The organism is Pseudopedobacter sp. (assembly GCF_040392825.1).
In the GTDB taxonomy this organism is placed as follows: domain Bacteria; phylum Bacteroidota; class Bacteroidia; order Sphingobacteriales; family Sphingobacteriaceae; genus Pseudopedobacter.
Map to the genome: position 1 here is coordinate 1 of NZ_JBEBVH010000058.1, position 17,878 is coordinate 17,878.

Genomic DNA, 17,878 nt, shown 5'->3' on the forward strand with positions numbered 1-17,878 from the left:
AAATCTGCAGATTAATCAGCGTTTTTTAAATGAAGTTAAAATAACAGGGCAACAGGTCCAGAACATTAATAAAATAGATAAACAAGTTTATAAAGCAGATCAGTTTGTAATTGCTAAGGGAGGAACGGCAATTGATGTTATAAAAAATACGCCATCTGTGGTAGTTGATGGGCAGGGTGAAATCACTATGCGGGGATCCAAAGGTTTTTTAGTATTAATTAATGGAAAACCTGTACAAACTGATGCGCAGACTATCTTGAGCCAGTTACCGGCTAATGTTGTGGAAGATATAGAACTGATTACAGCCCCATCTGCTAAATACGATCCAGATGGAAAAGGTGGTATCATCAATATCATCACTAAAAAAGGGGCTGATGATGGACTAGCTTTTGCTGTTAATGCGCAAGGAGGATTACCTTCAACCAAAAACTTTGCAAATAAGGAAGCACAACAGCGTTACGGAGCAGATGCTACATTGAGTTTTAGGAAAGATAGATGGGATCTTTCGGCAAGTGCCAACTATTTAAGAAATGATAACGCTGGTTTTAGGGACGGAGATGTATATACTATTATTGGAGAAAAAAAAACTTCATTTCCTTCTAAGGGTGAACGTAGCTTTGATAAATATAACTATGGGGGGAGGTTTAACGTTGCCTACACGCCTTCAAAAAATAATTTATTTTCTGCTGGTTTTTTTGCAAGTCATAAATTTCAGGATCGCCTGGCCGATATTTATTATGATAATGTCAATACGCAAATCAGTACCGGACAAACAATTGGTGAAAAGCAATACTTTAACTCTAACCTGCAAAATAAACAGGGAGATTTTATATTGGGAAACTTAGACTATACACACATCTTTGCCAACAAATCTTCATTAAGTTTTTCGGTGCTTTATGAGTATGCTAAACTTTACGGGTCTACTAAAAACCAGAATATAGAAGTAACTGATACAATACAAAATACGCTGAGTACGTATAAAAATCCCTTAAACGGATTTAGAGGAAAAATAGACTATGTTATAAATTTAGGAAGCGGAAAGTTAGAAACAGGTTATCAGTATCGGAGAGATCAACAAAATGGTGAATTTATTTATTCGGTAAAAGAGATTGGAGATGCTAATTTTGCGATAATACCCGAGTTTACCGGTGACGTAAAAGCGATAAATCAGATTCACTCGGTCTATACACAGTATTCGGGAAAGGCGAATAGAATTGAATATTCTGGAGGATTACGTTTTGAGCATGCAACCAGGGACTTAGAGGTAATTTCCGGAGGGAGTAATACTTATCAATTGAGTCTGGATAATCTCTTCCCCTCTGCAAATATATTATATAGCTTAGATAATAACTGGAAGCTTAAGTCTGGTGTAAGCAGGCGTGTCCAACGCACTAACAATTTTGAGCTTAATCCTATTCCTGAAAGAGAACACTCGGAAACATTGGAACGAGGAGACGCAAATTTACTCCCTGAATTCATATATCTTGCCGAAATCGGTATCATTAAAAATTACAATAAAGGCTCTTTTTTTACAACCGTTTATTATCAGGATATTAAAAACCCAATACAGAGAGTAAACAGTGTTTATGCAGATACTATTCTGAACCGTGTGTTTACCAATGCGGAAAAAGCAAGAAGATTGGGTGTTGAGATAGGATCAAATTATGGATTAACAGATTGGGTACAAGTTTATTTGGGAACTAATATCTATAAAAGTACCATTAACGGTGTGATTTTAAATTACCAGAATAATTTGAAAAACTCAGATTGGGTGTATTCTGTAAACGCTAACACCAACTTTAAGGCATCATCAACATTTAGTATACAGGCTAATTTAAATTATCTTTCCAACAGACCTACGGTGCAGGGTGAGGACTCGAGATTTTTATCTCCCAATTTATCTCTGAAAAAGCAGTTTCTGAATGGCCGGTTAACAGCCGTATGCCAATGGCAGAATATTGACTTGGGTCTGTTGAATAGTAATGAGCAGAGAATTACGACCTATGGTCCTGATTTTTACACTACCACAAATTACATTTACGAGAAAGATGTGCTAATGCTCAACTTTAGTTTTAACCTGAATAATGTGGTAAGAAAAATTAAGCTTCCGGGGAGCGAATTTGGTGAAAGGGAATTTTAAAAGATTCTTCAGATTTGTATAGCAATAAAGGAAGTAAATACAAGGCATTAGGATCTTGGTAAAGTTTTGTTTTTTGTGCTTTTATGAGAAATGAAAAGGAAAATTAAAAGGGCTACCACTACGGAGATAATTACCGCTATCATGATATAAAGTGTTCTGTTGAATGCCTTATTAAAAGTTATTTCTATATCCGCTCCCGTATATACGGCACTATCCCAATAGTATGGCAAGGCCATAATGTGGTTGGTTTTATGACTATGAATCCAATTTAGTTTTGCCTGCCTTAATGCATCAGCAGGATTGTGACTTTTTAGAAGGTTTTTATAGAATAAGATTAACAGTTTAGCTCCTGCTTCATCGTTGACCTTCCATAAAGAAGATATTACTGCTTTTGTACCGGCGGAAAGAAAACCCCTGGCTAAACTTTCTATCCCTTCACCACTAATATATTCGCCATTTGCAGTTTGACAGGCATTTAGAACCACCAGTTTGGGTACGGAATGATTTGGCTCTATTTCAAAAAGATAAAATTTTTCATTGTATAACTCGAGGACCGGTTCTAACGTCGAATCGTTTACATGTGCATGGCTACTAATATGGAGAATATTACTGTTTTCAATTTTTTCTTTCAGCATATCAGAGTCGACTCTTTCGTTACTATAAAAACGGCCATCTATCATGTTTTTTAGTACATTATATTCGTATATGACTGAGGGAATTGGTAAAGAATTACCACTGGTTTTGCTTAAAAAAAAGCCGGAAAACAAGTGTTGAGGATTGTTTGTTTCTGTTTTGGATATATTAAATAATGAATATTGATATCGAATTTTCTTTCTCACTATCAGGAATGGCCATTCCTTTATTTTTTTGCTGTAATGTTCCGAACTTATCAGTCCGTCGAAAGATAAATAATTATAAATTCCGTCTTTAATGATTAGTAATTGCTCGTACTTACTCAGATCTAAAGCACCAAAAATAGACTGGTATATTTTATAGGATTCTGCGAAAAATGTTTTCGGTGTATTCATCATCGCATCAGCACCTTGATAGAAAAAATGATTAACAAAATCATTCACCTCTTTTTCCAGTTTGGCAGATTCTCCAAGCTTAACAATATTTGTAATACCTTTAGACGAAGCGGTTATAATGTAGGTGTTTTGTTTTCCCACGAAGAAAACCAAAGCCATAACATGACTTGGAATCTGAGTTACCAATTGATCGGCATTTACATCTAGTATATAGTTTTGGAAATTGTTTTTCTTCTTCAATGAAGATAGTTGAAAACGCAGGTCGTCTAATTTCTTATCAAATTTAGAGGTGTGTTCTGTTCTTTTTTGTTTTTCGTAATATGCAATTGTTCGTTCAAGATTTAAAATATCAGCATAGGCTTTATTTTTGGAAGCTAAACGTTCCTGATTGAACTTTAACTCATCAAATAAAAGTCTGGCCTTGGTCTTCTCAGAGGTTTCCAGAATCAGCTTTGCATATTGTTCATTTTTATCAACTGTCCATAGTTCGAAGGCGAGCTCAATTATCTTTTCTGCGTTAACCTTCGCTTCTTCCTGCTGTTTTCTTTTAGACGAGCGATAAGTATATCCGGACCTTAACATTTCAGAAACATTACCCGCCAGAACATAAGCCTTTAATGCTGCTTCTTTGTGATTTGTAGCTCGTAAAATATCTCCTTTTAACACCAGTGCCAGTTGGAGTTTAATTTCCGGATATAAGTTTGGGACTTCAGGAAAAAGATCGCTTTTATTAAATTGATTATCCAGTGCCGAAAGTGCTTCGTCTACGAAAATTAATGCATTTCGGTAATCTTTTTTCTCATAAAACAGTCTGCTTTTAAGAATATAAAGCGTAGAGTATTCCCGTTTTCTTTCTGCCGAAGCTAATTTTAAGGCCTGTTTAATATGCTCTTCTGTACTTCTATAATCGCCATTATGCAACTCTATGTGAGCAATTATATCATACGCGCCTATTTGCCAGTAATTGGTATTTCTTTTTTGTTTAAGGTATTTAAGGGCTGTTTTGGCTGTACTTAATGCTTGATTATATTTTTGCATCTCGTACAATATTTTAGCTTTTGTAGAATACAATAAGCCATAAATATTATTGGTTTCTTTACAGAGTTGCAGACCTAAATCTACTGCATTTTTTGCGTCATCCAGATTTCCTTTAGTAAGATAGGTGATAGCTAGATTATTGTATATAGAGGCTGCTGTTGTGTCATTACCTTCCGACTCGGCTATGTTTAAGCTTTGTTTTTGGATAAAAACAGCCCGGTCAAAGTCTCCAATTCTGGTGTAATTGTTTCCTAAAGGTTTTAATATGTATTCTTCGACATTAATAGGGATTTTTTCCTGTTGATAATAGCTATAAGCCTCTTCGTATTTGTTAATGGAATTATTGATATCTCCATAATATAACTGGTAATAACCCTGATTAATTAGCAAATATAACCATGCTTCTTTTTCTTCAGAAGTTTTAGGTTTTCGCCATAATGCTTTTTCAGTTTTTTCTAAATATTTTAGACTTTCTGCTCTATCGGTACTTGCTTTCTCCAGGCCTAAATCTATCCACTCGACTAAATTGTCGTCTTGCCTGAGCTGATTCAATTGGTCTGATATGTCATCAGCTTTACCAATAACAGGCAATAGAAATAAGAATGAGATAAAAAGTAGATGCTTACAGACTTTCAACTTAGTTCTATAATTTAAAACTAAGATAAGTAAATATGCGGTTATCTTTATTATTAATACCTCTTAAATATCTAATTCCCAATGCCGGACCTTTTCTTACAAGACCTAATTGTAAATCGGCAAAAATGCTGGCGTTTAATGCAGAAAAGGTTTTCTTTTTAGTGTCTATATACAGATCGTCCTGAAAAATATTATCAGGTTCTTTTGTATTGCCTGTGCTGTCGAAAATTCGCTCTTCTATAAACGTTCGTTGTAGTATTCTTGTTTTTTCTGATAAGGTTAAGGATGTAAAGGTGCCAAGGCCTAAACCTACAAAATGATTTAAATTATAGCGCAAATGGATAGGAACAATATCCAGATTTACTTTTTGTGTTTCATGATAAATAGATCTTCCGTTAATCATGTAAGAAGCTCTGTCTGCAGTGCCTGAGCTATAAGTAGTATCTCGTTGATAATCTATAGTATTGATTAAATCGTTACTAGCTTCATAGGCATTCAAAAATAACTCGGCCTGTAAAAATTTTCTAAAAGGAGAGTAGGGCGAAATGCTAAAGCCAACGGTGTAGTTTTTTTCTCCAATTCCCTTCACAGGATTTTTGGATGCCGAAAATCCGTACCCTACCATTATTCCAGGAGAGATTCCTGGTTTGAATTTTCCGTTTGCTTTATTGGTATAAATGGGCTCGTTCTTGTCGAATATAATTCCTGCTGAACTTGCAAATGGGAGCTTTTTGGGCTTTTCCTTGAATTTGATTTGATATTCGATATATCCTTTTGTAGAATCTTTATTGTTTACTCCGTCTTGTTGAACCCCTGGTAGATAAATATTTCTGAACACAAAATGGATACTATCTTTTTTTACGATCGTATCCAGGCAGCTCTGACCTGTATAAGCAGAGTCACAAAGGGTAACTTTAGGACTGGAATCTTTTATTTTTACTGATTGAATATCTAACACATCGGGGATACTCACACCAACATCAACTTTTTTAGCTGGTCCTTTTCCCGTATTTTGGAATCTGACTTTGTAGGTTAAAGTCTTCTCTTTGCCTAAAAAGCGATAGTTCATCGTTCGGTTTTTGAGAATCATTTTATTTGGATCGTGAGATGCTACAATTTGAAGTTCCAGTTTATAGATATCTATATCGGCTAGCGGATCGTCAGGTATAAATACCGCTGATAAATTTACTACAGCATTGGTATCTCTGATCATTTCGGGAGTAGTCTGTAAACTGATAAACATGAAACGCTCTTCGTTTGACTGCAGATTGCTGTATTTCCATGCTTCGACACTTCTAAAGGCTGTTTTTTGCTCTTGTATTAATTTAGATGCACTGCTGTTCTGAGCAGGTGAAAACAGCATATTAGGTCCGCTCTTAGCATAGAAGCTATGACCGGAGTAAGCTGTAGACCCTAATGCTAACAGCTGGTTAATAGTTGTCCTTTCCTCTTTATGGTGTGTGCGAATCTCACTTATTTTAAAATTGTCTTTATCGAACTGGATATCATTATAGAATAAGGCAATTGTTCCGCTTTTACTTAATGGATTAGCCAATGCATTATTTTTATAACCTAATATAAGTATCATCTCTTCCTGAGGTTTTGGCATTCTGTTACTCTGAAGTGAGATTTGATGATTATCCTTGAAAAAATTAGTGGAGGCCAGCATGGTTCTTGCCGCTGGCTTAGATTTTATTTTTAGCTTTCCCGGGCGCGTTGGGGGTGGGTTCCCATCGTCGTAATTGTTAGTAGCATACAAACGCGGAGCATAAGTCCCACTGTCTGCATAAATATGTGTTGGGTTTTGTAAGAATGAAAAATTCCCGTCTCCAAATTCCCAAAAATAAGAATAGAATGGAGCGGGAGCACCTGCTATAGCTCTTAGTGGTCTAAGTTCAGAATCGAATGTGATCTTCTCGTTATCAATTTTATAAATCAGTTTTGCGGGTATAGTATCACCAGCAACTGGAGATTGGGCAAAAATATCCTTTGCAAAAAGGAAAATTGCAAAGGATAAAAGCAACAGATTCTTCGCTTTTCTCATCAGATTTAAGTTAACTGCCTTAAATATAAAAATAAAAGAGGCTTTAGAAAATAATTCCGGCAGCCTCTCTTTATAGGTTAACTCAATAATTATTAAGGTTATTTAATGCAGTTTGTATAGCTGCTTCGGTCGTTTCTGTAAGCGTTAAAGTTAAGTTTTGATTAGCTGTAATAGTAGTTTCCTGTTCCGCATAATAAAATTTACCGTCTTTAATAGAAAATGAAATAAACTTCCCTGTCGCGCCTACTGGCATAGAATTGTCGTAACTTTTTACAGTATTGGGCCCATCTTCATTATAAAGCTGTGCTGCTACATTTTCGCCTTTAGCACAGAAATAGACAAATGTTTCTCCGTTTAAAGCTTTAAAAGTAGCCATGTTTCCAGGGTTGTTGTTAACAGTTACGCGAACTGTAGTTTTAGGATTGACGTAAGCATAAAATACATCACAATTAATCCAACCTAATTTACCGAAATCAAAAATGAAAGTATCGTCAATAGGTTTAACCTGGAAAAGATTGCCTCCTGCACCATTGGGGTTTATCATGTTGTTCCATGCAAATTGTTCATTATCGTCAATAACACCTTCCCAAATAGCAGTTAAGTCATTTCCATTAGCAGGTATAGCAATATTAATAGGTATATTGAGGCTTTTATCTACACTTTCCCCGTTTACCTTAGCATCGATGAAAATGAAACCATGGGAAATTAATGGAGCTCCGCTCACATGGTTGGTATTTGTTCCGCTCATCAATACATCTTTACGATTAAGCATTTCGTATGCTTCAATGGTAACATCGCCGGTTACAGGTTGGCCATTTTTGGTAAAGCTATTTTTCTTGAATTTAATAAGCGTTCCTCCGGAAAGCCTGACATCGTTGTCAATCTCGGAGTTAATTTTTATACGTTGAATTTTTGGACCTTTTTCTTGAATAAACTCTTTACTGTTGTTTACTGTATTTAAAGAGTTATCATTGTTTTTTTTGCAGGCACCCAGTGCAAAGGCAAAAAATAAAAGTGCTGTTGTTATTCTTAAATTTTTCATGACTATTGTTTTTAAATGAATATTGATTTAACCTAACATCTGTATTAATAGAAATAGTGATAAGAACATTGCAATGTTTATTAACCACTTCATTAGCATTTCCTGAGTTGTATTCATGATTTTTAAGTTTGTGTTCTTAGAGAAATCAACCCATTTCAAAAATGTTACCCCTGTTTATAAAATATTTTTAATTTTTTTCGCTTTTGTATTGAATGGTTTAGAGAGAAGTTTTCTTTATTTTAGGGATTTAAACTGTTTATCTTGGCAAAACAACACGAAGATCAATATTACCTTGATGGATTGCTGGCTAATGACAGCAATGTTATACAGAAAATCTATTCCCGCTTTTCTTCTAAAGTTAAACGTCTGATTGTGAGTAATAATGGGACTGAAGATGACGCGGGAGATATTTTTCAGGAATCGTTAATAGATATTTATAATCAGGCGAAATACAAGGGATTGAAGCTTACTTGCCCGTTTGAGCCCTTTTTTTTACTCGTATGCAAACGTAAGTGGCTGAACCACTTAAAGAAAAAGTCAAATCTGCAGGTAACAAATAACGATGACGATTTATTATCTATTGGTGAGGATGTATTTCAGCAGGCAGACCAGTTATTGGAAGAAGAGGAGCAGAGCAAGCTTTATGTAATGATGTTTGAAAAATTGTCTGAAAGATGCAGAGAGATTATTAGTCTGACACTTACAGAAGAACATCAGGAAAAGATTGCAGAGCGGTTAAATGTTACCTATGGCTATCTGCGGAAGAAGAAATCGGAGTGTGTGGGTTCGTTAATGCAAATGATAAAATCTGAAATAAAAAAAAGAGATGAACAGATTTAATATAGAAGATATCATCCGTTTCGCGAATAAAGAAATGGAGGAAACAGAAAGGAAGGAGTTTGGGGCTGCACTTCAACAAGATGAGCAATTAAAGGCCGATTACGAACTTTATATAAAAATGGATAGTGCTTTAAAAGTACATGCCCAGCGAAATAATGAAGATGACGTTGCTTTTCGGGATAATCTGCAGAAATTCAATGCGGAATATTTTACAGAACATGTTCCTGTAGAAAAAACACGTGTAAGAAAATTAAAGGTAAACAGATTGTTTTATGCAGCTGCGGTTTTTATTATCGCTTTGTTTGTATGGGCACCGTGGAACCAAAATAATTACAATGAATTTTTCGATGCTAAAATGGTGTCTGTGGAAGAAAGGGGAGAAGGGGAAAATTTATTCTTATTAAAAGACGCTAAGGACGCATTCAATAAAGGTAATTATAACGAAGCAAGAGAAAAATTGAAAACGTTACTGGAAACTGATACTGAAAACGATATGCTGAAATTTTACTATGGCATATCGCTGATGCAGACTAAAGATTTCAATCAATCAAGGGTTTATTTAGAGCAGGTTTATAAGGGAGAATCAGTATTTAAAGATGAATCGGCTTACTATATTGCATTTGGTTTTCTTAAAGAAAACAATAAAGAGAAAGCCCGAGAATGGCTGCAGAAAATAGACGAAGGATCTGGTATATACAGGAAGTCCAGACAGTTACTGAAAGAGATTTAATCCGAAATCGTCAGGTAAATTACCTGGCGATTTTTTATTTAATTCCGGCTAAAAATAATATTAGATTGATTTAACATCAAATTACATTAAAACTCTTACTTTTGCGGACCACACTTACTTGTATAAGTGTATTGAAGTATTTTTTATAAACATTAAATCATGTTGTAAATGATTAAAATTACACTTCCCGATGGTTCCGTAAGGGAATATGAAAAAGGAACAACAGCACATCAGATTGCACTTTCAATTTCAGAAGGTTTAGCCAGAAACGTATTAGCAGCAGAAGTTAACGGAGAAGTTTGGGATGCATCCAGACCAATCGAAAGTGACGCGAGTGTTAAATTATTGACATGGAATGACGATAATGGAAAATCAACATTCTGGCATTCATCGGCTCACTTACTGGCAGAGGCTTTAGAAGCGCTTTATCCGGGAACAAAGTTCGGAATAGGGCCTGCTATCGAAACAGGTTTTTATTACGATGTTGACTTTGGAGATAGAGATTTTTCTTCAGATGATCTGAAAAAGATTGAAGACAAAATGCTTGAACTGGCTAAAACCAAAGAAGTTTTTGATAGAAAAGCCGTTTCCAAATCAGATGCTTTAACATACTTTACAGAAAAAGGTGACGAATATAAATTGGATCTGATTAAAGACCTTGAAGATGGAAAAATAACATTCTATACTCAAGGTAATTTTACCGATTTATGCCGTGGACCGCATATACCGCATACAGGATTTATAAAAGCGATAAAATTAACGAATGTGGCGGGTGCTTATTGGAGAGGAGATGAATCCAGAAAACAACTGACCCGCATCTACGGCGTTTCTTTTCCTAAGCAAAGTGAACTTACAGAATATTTACAACGTATTGAAGAAGCAAAGAAACGTGACCACAGAAAGCTTGGTAAAGAACTAGAGTTATTCACTTTTTCGGAAAAAGTGGGGTTGGGACTACCGTTATGGTTGCCTAAAGGAACTGCACTAAGAGAGCGTTTAGTGAGTTTTTTACAAAAAGCTCAGCAAAAGGCAGGTTACGACCAGGTTATTACTCCTCATATCGGTCATAAGAATTTATATATTACTTCTGGTCACTATGATAAATATGGAGCAGATTCTTTTCAACCCATAAAAACTCCGCAAGAGGGGGAAGAATTCTTTCTGAAACCGATGAACTGTCCACATCACTGCGAAATCTACAAATCAAAACCAAGGTCATATAAAGATCTTCCGGTGAGATTGGCGGAATTCGGTACAGTTTATCGTTACGAACAGAGTGGAGAGCTACACGGTTTAACTCGTGTGAGAGGGTTTACTCAGGACGATGCCCATTTATTCTGCCGTCCGGATCAGGTGAAAGAAGAGTTCAAAAAAGTTATCGATCTGGTATTGTATGTTTTCAAAGCCTTAGGTTTTGAAGATTATATAGCTCAGGTTTCTTTAAGAGATCCTGAAAATAAATCTAAATACATAGGTTCAGAAGAGAATTGGGTATTAGCCGAAAATGCTATTATAGAAGCTGCTGCAGAAAAGGGTTTACCTACTGTTGTTGAAACAGGAGAAGCGGCATTTTATGGACCGAAACTGGATTTCATGGTGAAAGATGCTTTGGGAAGAAAATGGCAATTAGGAACCATTCAGGTTGATTATAATTTACCCGAACGTTTTGAACTTGAATATACAGGAAGCGATAATCAAAAACACAGGCCCGTAATGATCCACAGAGCACCGTTTGGATCTCTGGAAAGATTTGTTGCTGTATTAATAGAACACTGTGCCGGTAATTTTCCGTTATGGCTTACACCAGAGCAGTTTACGATTCTTCCTATCTCAGAAAAATTTGAGGAATACGGTAAAAAAGTTTTAGATTCGTTAAATAATTCCGATATTCGCGGTTTAATTGACTTGAGGGATGAAAAGATTGGGAGGAAAATCCGGGATGCTGAAGTCAAAAAGTTGCCATATATGCTAATTATAGGTGAAAAGGAAATGCAAGATGGCATGGTTTCTGTCCGCAAGCATGGCGAAGGTGATAAAGGAAGTATGACTATAGAAGAATTTAAAAGTCTTCTATTAGACGAGATAAAGATTAAATAACAAAAACTGGAGGAATTTATAAAAACAAATTTGAATCCGAACAATAATAACAGAAGAAGAAGTACAGAGCCGGCTCATAGTATCAATAGAAAGATTAGAGCCAGGGAAGTAAGGGTAGTAGGAGAAGGTGTAGAGCAAGGAGTTTACCCTATAGAACAAGCATTAGCAATGGCAGAGGAACAAGATCTTGACCTAGTTGAGATTTCTCCCAATGCTAATCCGCCTGTATGCAGAATTATTGACTATAACAAGTTTATTTACGAGCAAAAGAAAAAGCTTAAAGAAATTAAAGCTAATGCTAAACAAACTGTTATTAAGGAGATACGTTTTGGTCCTAACACCAGCGACCACGACTACCAGTTTAAATTAAAACATGCTATAAGCTTCTTAGAGGCAGGTGAAAAGGTGAGAGCCTATGTTCACTTTAAAGGTAGAGCAATCGTTTACAAAGAGCAAGGAGAAATTTTGCTGTTAAAGTTTGCACAAGCTTTGGAAGATTATGGTAAAGTAGAACTGCTACCTAAATTAGAAGGTAAAAGAATGTTCTTAACAGTAGCGCCTAAAACGACTAAAAAATAAATTCAGGTTAAATTAAAAAGCATAGTTATGCCAAAAATGAAAACCAATTCCAGTGCTAAAAAGCGTTTTTCGCTTACTGGAACAGGTAAAGTAAAAAGAAAAAGTGCTTTCAAAAGTCACATTCTTACTAAAAAAACAACAAAACAAAAACGTAACTTAACTCATACAACCTATGTTGATGTAGCAGATATGGGTAATGTTAAACGTATGCTTTGTTTAGGAAAGTAAATTATTAATTAACCAAGTACTCGGTTTACAAGTATCTGATAAGGATCACCGCTTACTAAAAACATTAAATTATGCCACGTTCGGTTAACGCAGTTGCGTCAAGAAGAAGAAGAAAAAGAATCCTTAACCTTGCAAAAGGTTACTGGGGATCTAGAAGCAAGGTTTATACTATTGCTAAAAACACTGTCGAAAAAGGTTTACAATACGCTTACAGAGACAGAAAAGTTAAGAAAAGAGAGTTTAGAGCATTATGGATTCAACGTATCAATGCTGGTGCTCGTCAACACGGAATTTCTTATTCTCAACTAATAGGAAAATTAGCTGCTAAAAATATTGGTTTGAATAGAAAAGTATTGGCTGATTTAGCAATGAATCATCCAGAGGCTTTCAAAGCAATCATTGATACAGTTAAATAAGATACACTAGATACGAAGAGATCGTTTTAGGAGGGAAAAGTCTGATAATCATCAGACTTTTTTTGTTTTTATAATGTCATGTTGCCAAGTTTTATTAACAAAATTTTGAATTTGGATTTTTGTCTACTAAATTAGTAGAGATTGCAAAACCATTTTAAAATATAAATATTATGAGTTTAAAATTAGGAGACATAGCGCCAAACTTCAAAGCACAGACTTCGAAAGGCGAAATTGATTTTTACGATTATATAGGTGACAGCTGGGCTGTACTATTTTCTCATCCTGCAGATTATACTCCGGTATGTACAACGGAGCTAGGAAGAACAGCAGCATTACAGGATGAATTTGAGAAAAGAAATGTAAAAGTTCTTGCATTAAGTGTTGATGATGTAAATTCTCATCAGGGTTGGATTAAAGATATCAATGAAACGCAGAATGTAGATGTTCAATTTCCTATTATAGCGGACCCTGAGCGTAAAATTTCTGAGCTTTATGACTTTATTCACCCCAATGCAAACGCGACTCTTACAGTAAGGTCTTTACTGGTAATAGGACCAGATAAAACTATCAAGTTAATTATCACTTATCCGGCTTCTACAGGAAGAAATTTTCAGGAGATATTGAGAGTTATTGATTCATTACAGCTAACTGCTAATTACAGCGTAGCTACACCTGCCGATTGGAAAGAGGGCGAGGATGTTGTTGTGGCTAATTCTATAAAAACGGAAGATATTCCTTCCAGATTCCCAAAAGGATTCAGAGAAATAAAACCATATTTGAGATTAACACCTCAACCAAATAAGTAATTTGGATTTGATTAGTGATAAAAAAGGCAAACTTGAGGGTTTGCCTTTTTTATTTACTTCATGAGATTATTTTTGGGTCTTTCATCGGCAAGTAATACTCCCCATTGTTTCAGTATTTTAGTCCTGTCAAATATAATCTTTAGGACTGCTATGAGAGGTAAAGCCAAAAACATGCCTGATATACCTGCTATAGTACCACCAACAATGACACCAAATATTGCTGCAAAAGCGTTTATCTTTACTTTTGAGCCTACTATCCGTGGCATTAAAATATTATTATCTAAAAACTGAACGGCAGAAATAATGATTAAAACCGTTATTACCGCCGATAATTCTTGTGTTGAAGATAGAGTTAGTAGTACACCAATAATATTTCCGAATAAAGCACCGATGTAAGGGATTAAATTAAGAATTGCAAAAATAACTCCAATGAGAAGTGCATGTTTAATTCCGAATATAATCATTAATCCGCCAAGCAAGATAGTCATATAGGTAACTTGGATAATAAGCCCTAAAAGATAGCTTTTAATGATAGTTTCAGATTCTTTTAAACCTTCCCTTACCATTTCGTGATCTGTCGGAGAAAACCACATAAAAATGAATTTAAGGAATAGGTTTTTGTAGAACAGCATTAAATAAATATATATAGGGAGAAGACCAAAAAACACAATAAAACTAGAAAAAGAGCCCATAGCTCCGCCTAATATTTTGCCAAGGGAATTTAATACATTATTGCTCTGTTCGTTGATGAATTTGGTCTGTTCTTTACTGGATATTCCAAATTTATTATCTATCCAATGGCTCAGGTTATTCAAATGATTATTAACGTTAGATTTAATCTGATCGAATTCGTTAATGAGTTTGGTTATTTGGGACGAAAAAAACCAGATAATACCACCTAAGAAAAGTGCCAACAGCAGAATAGAGATGATAATAGACAAGATTTCCGGAATTTTTTTGGACATCAGGAAACGGTGTACCGGAAGCAGCATGATTGAAATAAAAAAGGAAAGTAAGATAGGCATAATGATGTCTGCACCGACATAAAATATAAAAACTACCAATACAATTCCCAGCAGCTCTATAGATCTGATTACGGTAATTGGAATTTCTTTCATAGTATGTTTGCTTGTTTTTCAATAATACAGGTAAAACATGTTTTTGTTTGATATGAAGGCTGATTGTCAGTTCTGGGATAGACACCTGTACCAATAAAAAAGCCCGGCTCTATCAGGAGTCGGGCTTTAATCTCGATTAATATTTCTATCCTAAATAAGATTTTAAAATCTTGCTTCTGGATGTGTGACGAAGTCTTTGTAAGGCTTTATCCTTAATCTGACGTACACGTTCTCTGGTCAAATTGAATTTCTCGCCAATTTCTTCCAAAGATAGAGGATGGTTAGAACCCAAACCGAAGAATAATACGATAATTTCTCGTTCTCTTTCAGTCAATGTAGACAAAGAGCGTTTAATTTCTTCAGATAAAGATTCGTCAATTAACATGCTGTCGGTATTTGGATTATCATTTTCCAAAACATCCAATAGCGTGTTTTCCTCTCCCTGAACGAAAGGAGCGTCCATAGAAACGTGACGACCTGAATTACTTAAAGTGTCAGAAATTTTGTCAACAGTAGTTTCTAAAATATCTGCCAATTCTTCAGGAGATGGTTCTCTTTCATATTCCTGCTCTAGTTTAGAGAACGCTTTACTAATCTTGCTTAAAGAACCTACTTGGTTTAATGGCAAACGTACGATACGAGATTGCTCTGCTATGGCTTGCAAGATAGATTGGCGAATCCACCAAACGGCATAAGAAATGAATTTGAAACCTTTAGTTTCATCAAATCTTTTTGCGGCTTTGATGAGGCCTAGATTACCTTCGTTGATTAAATCTCCTAAGGTTAATCCTTGATTTTGGTATTGTTTTGCTACGGAAACAACGAAACGTAAATTTGTTTTTGTTAAGCGCTCAAGGGCTGCCTGATCGCCTTCTCTGATTTTTTGTGCGAGGATAACTTCCTCTTCTGCTGTAATTAGATCAACTTTACCAATTTCGTGAAGGTACTTATCTAACGATTGTGATTCACGATTGGTGATTGATTGCGTAATCTTGAGTTGTCTCATCTATTTATAAAATATACACTATTCGTATAAAGTTTGCAAAGCTAAGCAAACTTTGAGATATATAACGTTTATTCTGGAAAAATGTTAGGGAATTTTCTAATTATTTTAACAAAATACATTCGGCTGACACACCACAAAAATCATTCCATATGCAATTTGTCAGGTTTTGTTAAAAATAGGCTCTAATTCCCAGTCCCAGCTTAAAAATCTTGTGCAAATTTAAATCATGGGTATTCTGAAAATAACTGATCAGATAGAGCTCATTGGTATTAAACTCGCTGTAGAAACTTACATATTTAATGGTTTTATTTGTCAATCGGCTAGTGTCGAATTTTAACTCGTTTCCAATAGCAATATGAGGTCTGAATGCCGTTGACCACCAATAATAACCTTTAGGGTATTCATCATCGTCCCATTTTGCATCAAAGTTTCTTCCCATATGATAACTTAAAAATAAGCCAGGATTTACAGGGTGGAAAATCAGGTTTTTGCCGATTTTTATTTTAACAGGTCGCCATACTACTTTAGAGGCGAGAATGTGTAAAGTTCCCCCTTTGGAATGCGGTACATTTCCATAATAGAAGTCCAAAGTTCCAGAACCGCTTTTATTAATGTTATAGCTTGCTCCAAGACTGATATAGCCTATACTACCCCCATGTTGAACAATGGCTCCCTTCGGTATCCAGAAACTTTTCCTTTTTGCTAACGAGTCATTTTGTGCAATTGAAATTATCGGGATAGTCAATAATAGCAAAAGGAATAGGAAAGGCTTAATAAATAACGTTCTCATGCTTGATCATTTTTCCGTTTAAAATTTCTACATATAAAAATTCTCTGTTCTGTACAGCGTTGGTCACAATAAAAGGAATGCTATTTGGGAATGGATAAAATGTTTCACTTATGTTTTCATGTGAGTGCAAACAGGCAATAACTTTAGAGTTGCTATTAAAAAGCTCCTCATATTCTTTCCTTAAATTGGGGTCGAAGTCATAAGATCTGGGCGGAATATGGCTTATACCTATAATACCTTCCACATTGAGGTTGTTTTCTTCCTTCAATTGTTCAGATAACCAGTTTATATCCGGTATAGAGCCATTGAATTGATATTCTCTGCTATTTGCGTCATGACAAATAAATTTAACTCCTTTATAGGTGAAATTAAAATTAAGCTCACCAAACATCTTTTGATAAACCTGCATGCCGTTAGCAACCAAATCGTGGTTTCCGATGATAGTTATAAAGGGAACGTTTAAGCCTTGATAAATTGATGATATCCACTTCATTTCCTGTAATAAGCCAAAATCGGAAATGTCGCCGTTCAAGAGAACAAAATCTAAGTCTTTGATTTTGTTGGCTTCTCTTACCAGATGGACAGCTTGATCGTATGCTCTTTGTGTATCTCCTGTTAATATAAACCGAATGGTATCGCTGGAGCTTTCTTTTTCTTTCTGATAAAGAATTTCCAGTTGTTTTTTGTTTAAATCAGTAGGGCTTTTAGAGTCAAATATTTGATTAGGACTGTATTCTATTCTATCGCATGATAAAATTAAAAAAAGAAGAGGTAGTGTAATTAATTTCAAACAGAGCCTGACCATAATGCATATTTATATATGATGAGTTGCAAAAGTGGTTTTCTTTCAAAAAATAGGCCTGTTATTTATGTCATAAATACTTTTGTGATAATAAAATGAAAAAGCTAGCAGAGAATATTGTTTATACTTCTGTTAAAGTTAGCGTTTGGTTTAATCTAATCCCTTTTTCTGTTTCTTTTAAAGTGCAGCACTCGTTTATAGGATCGTGTTCTAAAAATAAGATATAGTTATTGTCTGATGCTTCCTGTAAGATATTAGCTTTTTCGTTAAGTGTTTTTAAAGGAAACATGTCGTAAGACATTACATAGGGTAATGGAATATGCCCTACAGAAGGCAGCAAATCTGCCATATATAATATTGTTTTTCCGTTATAGTTTATTTGGGGAAGCATCATGGCATGAGTATGTCCATAAGCAAACCTGATCTTAATATGCTGTGTAAAATCTATACCATCTTTAACCTGGATAAATTGGAGCTGCCCGCTTTCTTCCAATGGGAGAATATTCTCTTTAAGAAAAGATGCTTTTTCTCTGGCATT

General features: G+C 35.1%; 16 protein-coding genes. 8 read left to right on the forward strand and 8 right to left on the reverse strand.

Going from position 1 to position 17,878, the window contains the following annotated elements:
- Positions 1-4: 4 nt before the first annotated feature.
- A complete protein-coding gene (locus ABWO41_RS06065) occupies positions 5-2,140 on the forward strand; it encodes a TonB-dependent receptor domain-containing protein (protein WP_353135039.1) in 2,136 nt (711 codons plus the stop codon).
- Positions 2,141-2,187: 47 nt separating this feature from the next.
- Here the strand turns inward: ABWO41_RS06065 and ABWO41_RS06070 are convergent, their stop codons facing one another.
- From ABWO41_RS06070 to ABWO41_RS06080, 3 genes are all read right to left on the reverse strand, one after another.
- Complete coding sequence (locus tag ABWO41_RS06070; RefSeq protein ID WP_353134999.1) at positions 2,188-4,842, reverse strand: CHAT domain-containing protein; 2,655 nt, start codon at positions 4,840-4,842, stop codon at positions 2,188-2,190.
- Positions 4,843-4,849: 7 nt separating this feature from the next.
- Positions 4,850-6,886: a PKD domain-containing protein gene (locus ABWO41_RS06075; RefSeq protein WP_353135002.1), complete on the reverse strand. Its 2,037-nt coding sequence runs from the start codon at positions 6,884-6,886 to the stop codon at positions 4,850-4,852.
- An 82-nt stretch (positions 6,887-6,968) separates the two neighbouring features.
- Entirely contained in the window at positions 6,969-7,928 is a 960-nt protein-coding gene (locus ABWO41_RS06080) for a hypothetical protein (protein WP_353135005.1), read from the reverse strand.
- Positions 7,929-8,189: 261 nt separating this feature from the next.
- Between ABWO41_RS06080 and ABWO41_RS06085 the strand changes: the two genes are divergently transcribed.
- The 7 genes from ABWO41_RS06085 to ABWO41_RS06115 all read left to right on the forward strand — a co-directional run bounded on the left by ABWO41_RS06085 (position 8,190) and on the right by ABWO41_RS06115 (position 13,624).
- Positions 8,190-8,768 carry an RNA polymerase sigma factor gene (locus ABWO41_RS06085; protein ID WP_353135008.1) on the forward strand — a complete coding sequence of 193 codons (579 nt, stop codon included), beginning with the start codon at positions 8,190-8,192 and terminating at the stop codon, positions 8,766-8,768.
- Positions 8,755-9,498 (forward strand): tetratricopeptide repeat protein, encoded by a 744-nt coding sequence (locus ABWO41_RS06090; RefSeq protein ID WP_353135011.1) that lies wholly within the window; start codon positions 8,755-8,757, stop codon positions 9,496-9,498. Before ABWO41_RS06085 ends, ABWO41_RS06090 begins: the two co-directional genes overlap by 14 nt.
- Positions 9,499-9,666: 168 nt before the next feature.
- The gene (gene thrS / locus ABWO41_RS06095; RefSeq protein ID WP_353135014.1) at positions 9,667-11,595 is read left to right on the forward strand and encodes a threonine--tRNA ligase; all 1,929 of its coding nucleotides are present in this window, start codon (positions 9,667-9,669) and stop codon (positions 11,593-11,595) included.
- A 30-nt stretch (positions 11,596-11,625) separates the two neighbouring features.
- Positions 11,626-12,174, forward strand: coding sequence for a translation initiation factor IF-3 (gene infC, locus ABWO41_RS06100; RefSeq protein WP_353135017.1), 549 nt, complete (start codon positions 11,626-11,628; stop codon positions 12,172-12,174).
- A gap of 27 nt (positions 12,175-12,201) precedes the next feature.
- Positions 12,202-12,402, forward strand: a complete 201-nt coding sequence (gene rpmI / locus ABWO41_RS06105; RefSeq protein ID WP_353135020.1) for a 50S ribosomal protein L35 — start codon at positions 12,202-12,204, stop codon at positions 12,400-12,402.
- A gap of 71 nt (positions 12,403-12,473) precedes the next feature.
- Positions 12,474-12,818: a 50S ribosomal protein L20 gene (gene rplT, locus ABWO41_RS06110; RefSeq protein WP_353135023.1), complete on the forward strand. Its 345-nt coding sequence runs from the start codon at positions 12,474-12,476 to the stop codon at positions 12,816-12,818.
- Positions 12,819-12,988: 170 nt separating this feature from the next.
- Complete coding sequence (locus ABWO41_RS06115) at positions 12,989-13,624, forward strand: peroxiredoxin (RefSeq protein ID WP_353135026.1); 636 nt, start codon at positions 12,989-12,991, stop codon at positions 13,622-13,624.
- 53 nt (positions 13,625-13,677) lie between these two features.
- On the opposite strand, the gene ABWO41_RS06120 is transcribed toward ABWO41_RS06115, so the two are convergent.
- The 5 genes from ABWO41_RS06120 to ABWO41_RS06140 form a co-directional block, all read right to left on the reverse strand.
- Entirely contained in the window at positions 13,678-14,742 is a 1,065-nt protein-coding gene (locus ABWO41_RS06120) for an AI-2E family transporter (RefSeq protein WP_353135029.1), read from the reverse strand.
- A 145-nt stretch (positions 14,743-14,887) separates the two neighbouring features.
- Entirely contained in the window at positions 14,888-15,748 is an 861-nt protein-coding gene (locus ABWO41_RS06125; RefSeq protein WP_013631522.1) for a sigma-70 family RNA polymerase sigma factor, read from the reverse strand.
- Positions 15,749-15,917: 169 nt separating this feature from the next.
- Positions 15,918-16,538, reverse strand: coding sequence for a hypothetical protein (locus ABWO41_RS06130; protein ID WP_353135033.1), 621 nt, complete (start codon positions 16,536-16,538; stop codon positions 15,918-15,920).
- Positions 16,519-17,343 carry a metallophosphoesterase family protein gene (locus ABWO41_RS06135; protein WP_353135036.1) on the reverse strand — a complete coding sequence of 275 codons (825 nt, stop codon included), beginning with the start codon at positions 17,341-17,343 and terminating at the stop codon, positions 16,519-16,521. Before ABWO41_RS06135 ends, ABWO41_RS06130 begins: the two co-directional genes overlap by 20 nt.
- Positions 17,344-17,461: 118 nt before the next feature.
- Positions 17,462-17,878 (reverse strand): MBL fold metallo-hydrolase (locus ABWO41_RS06140; RefSeq protein WP_502945633.1); only part of this gene is annotated, 417 nt, incomplete at its 5' end.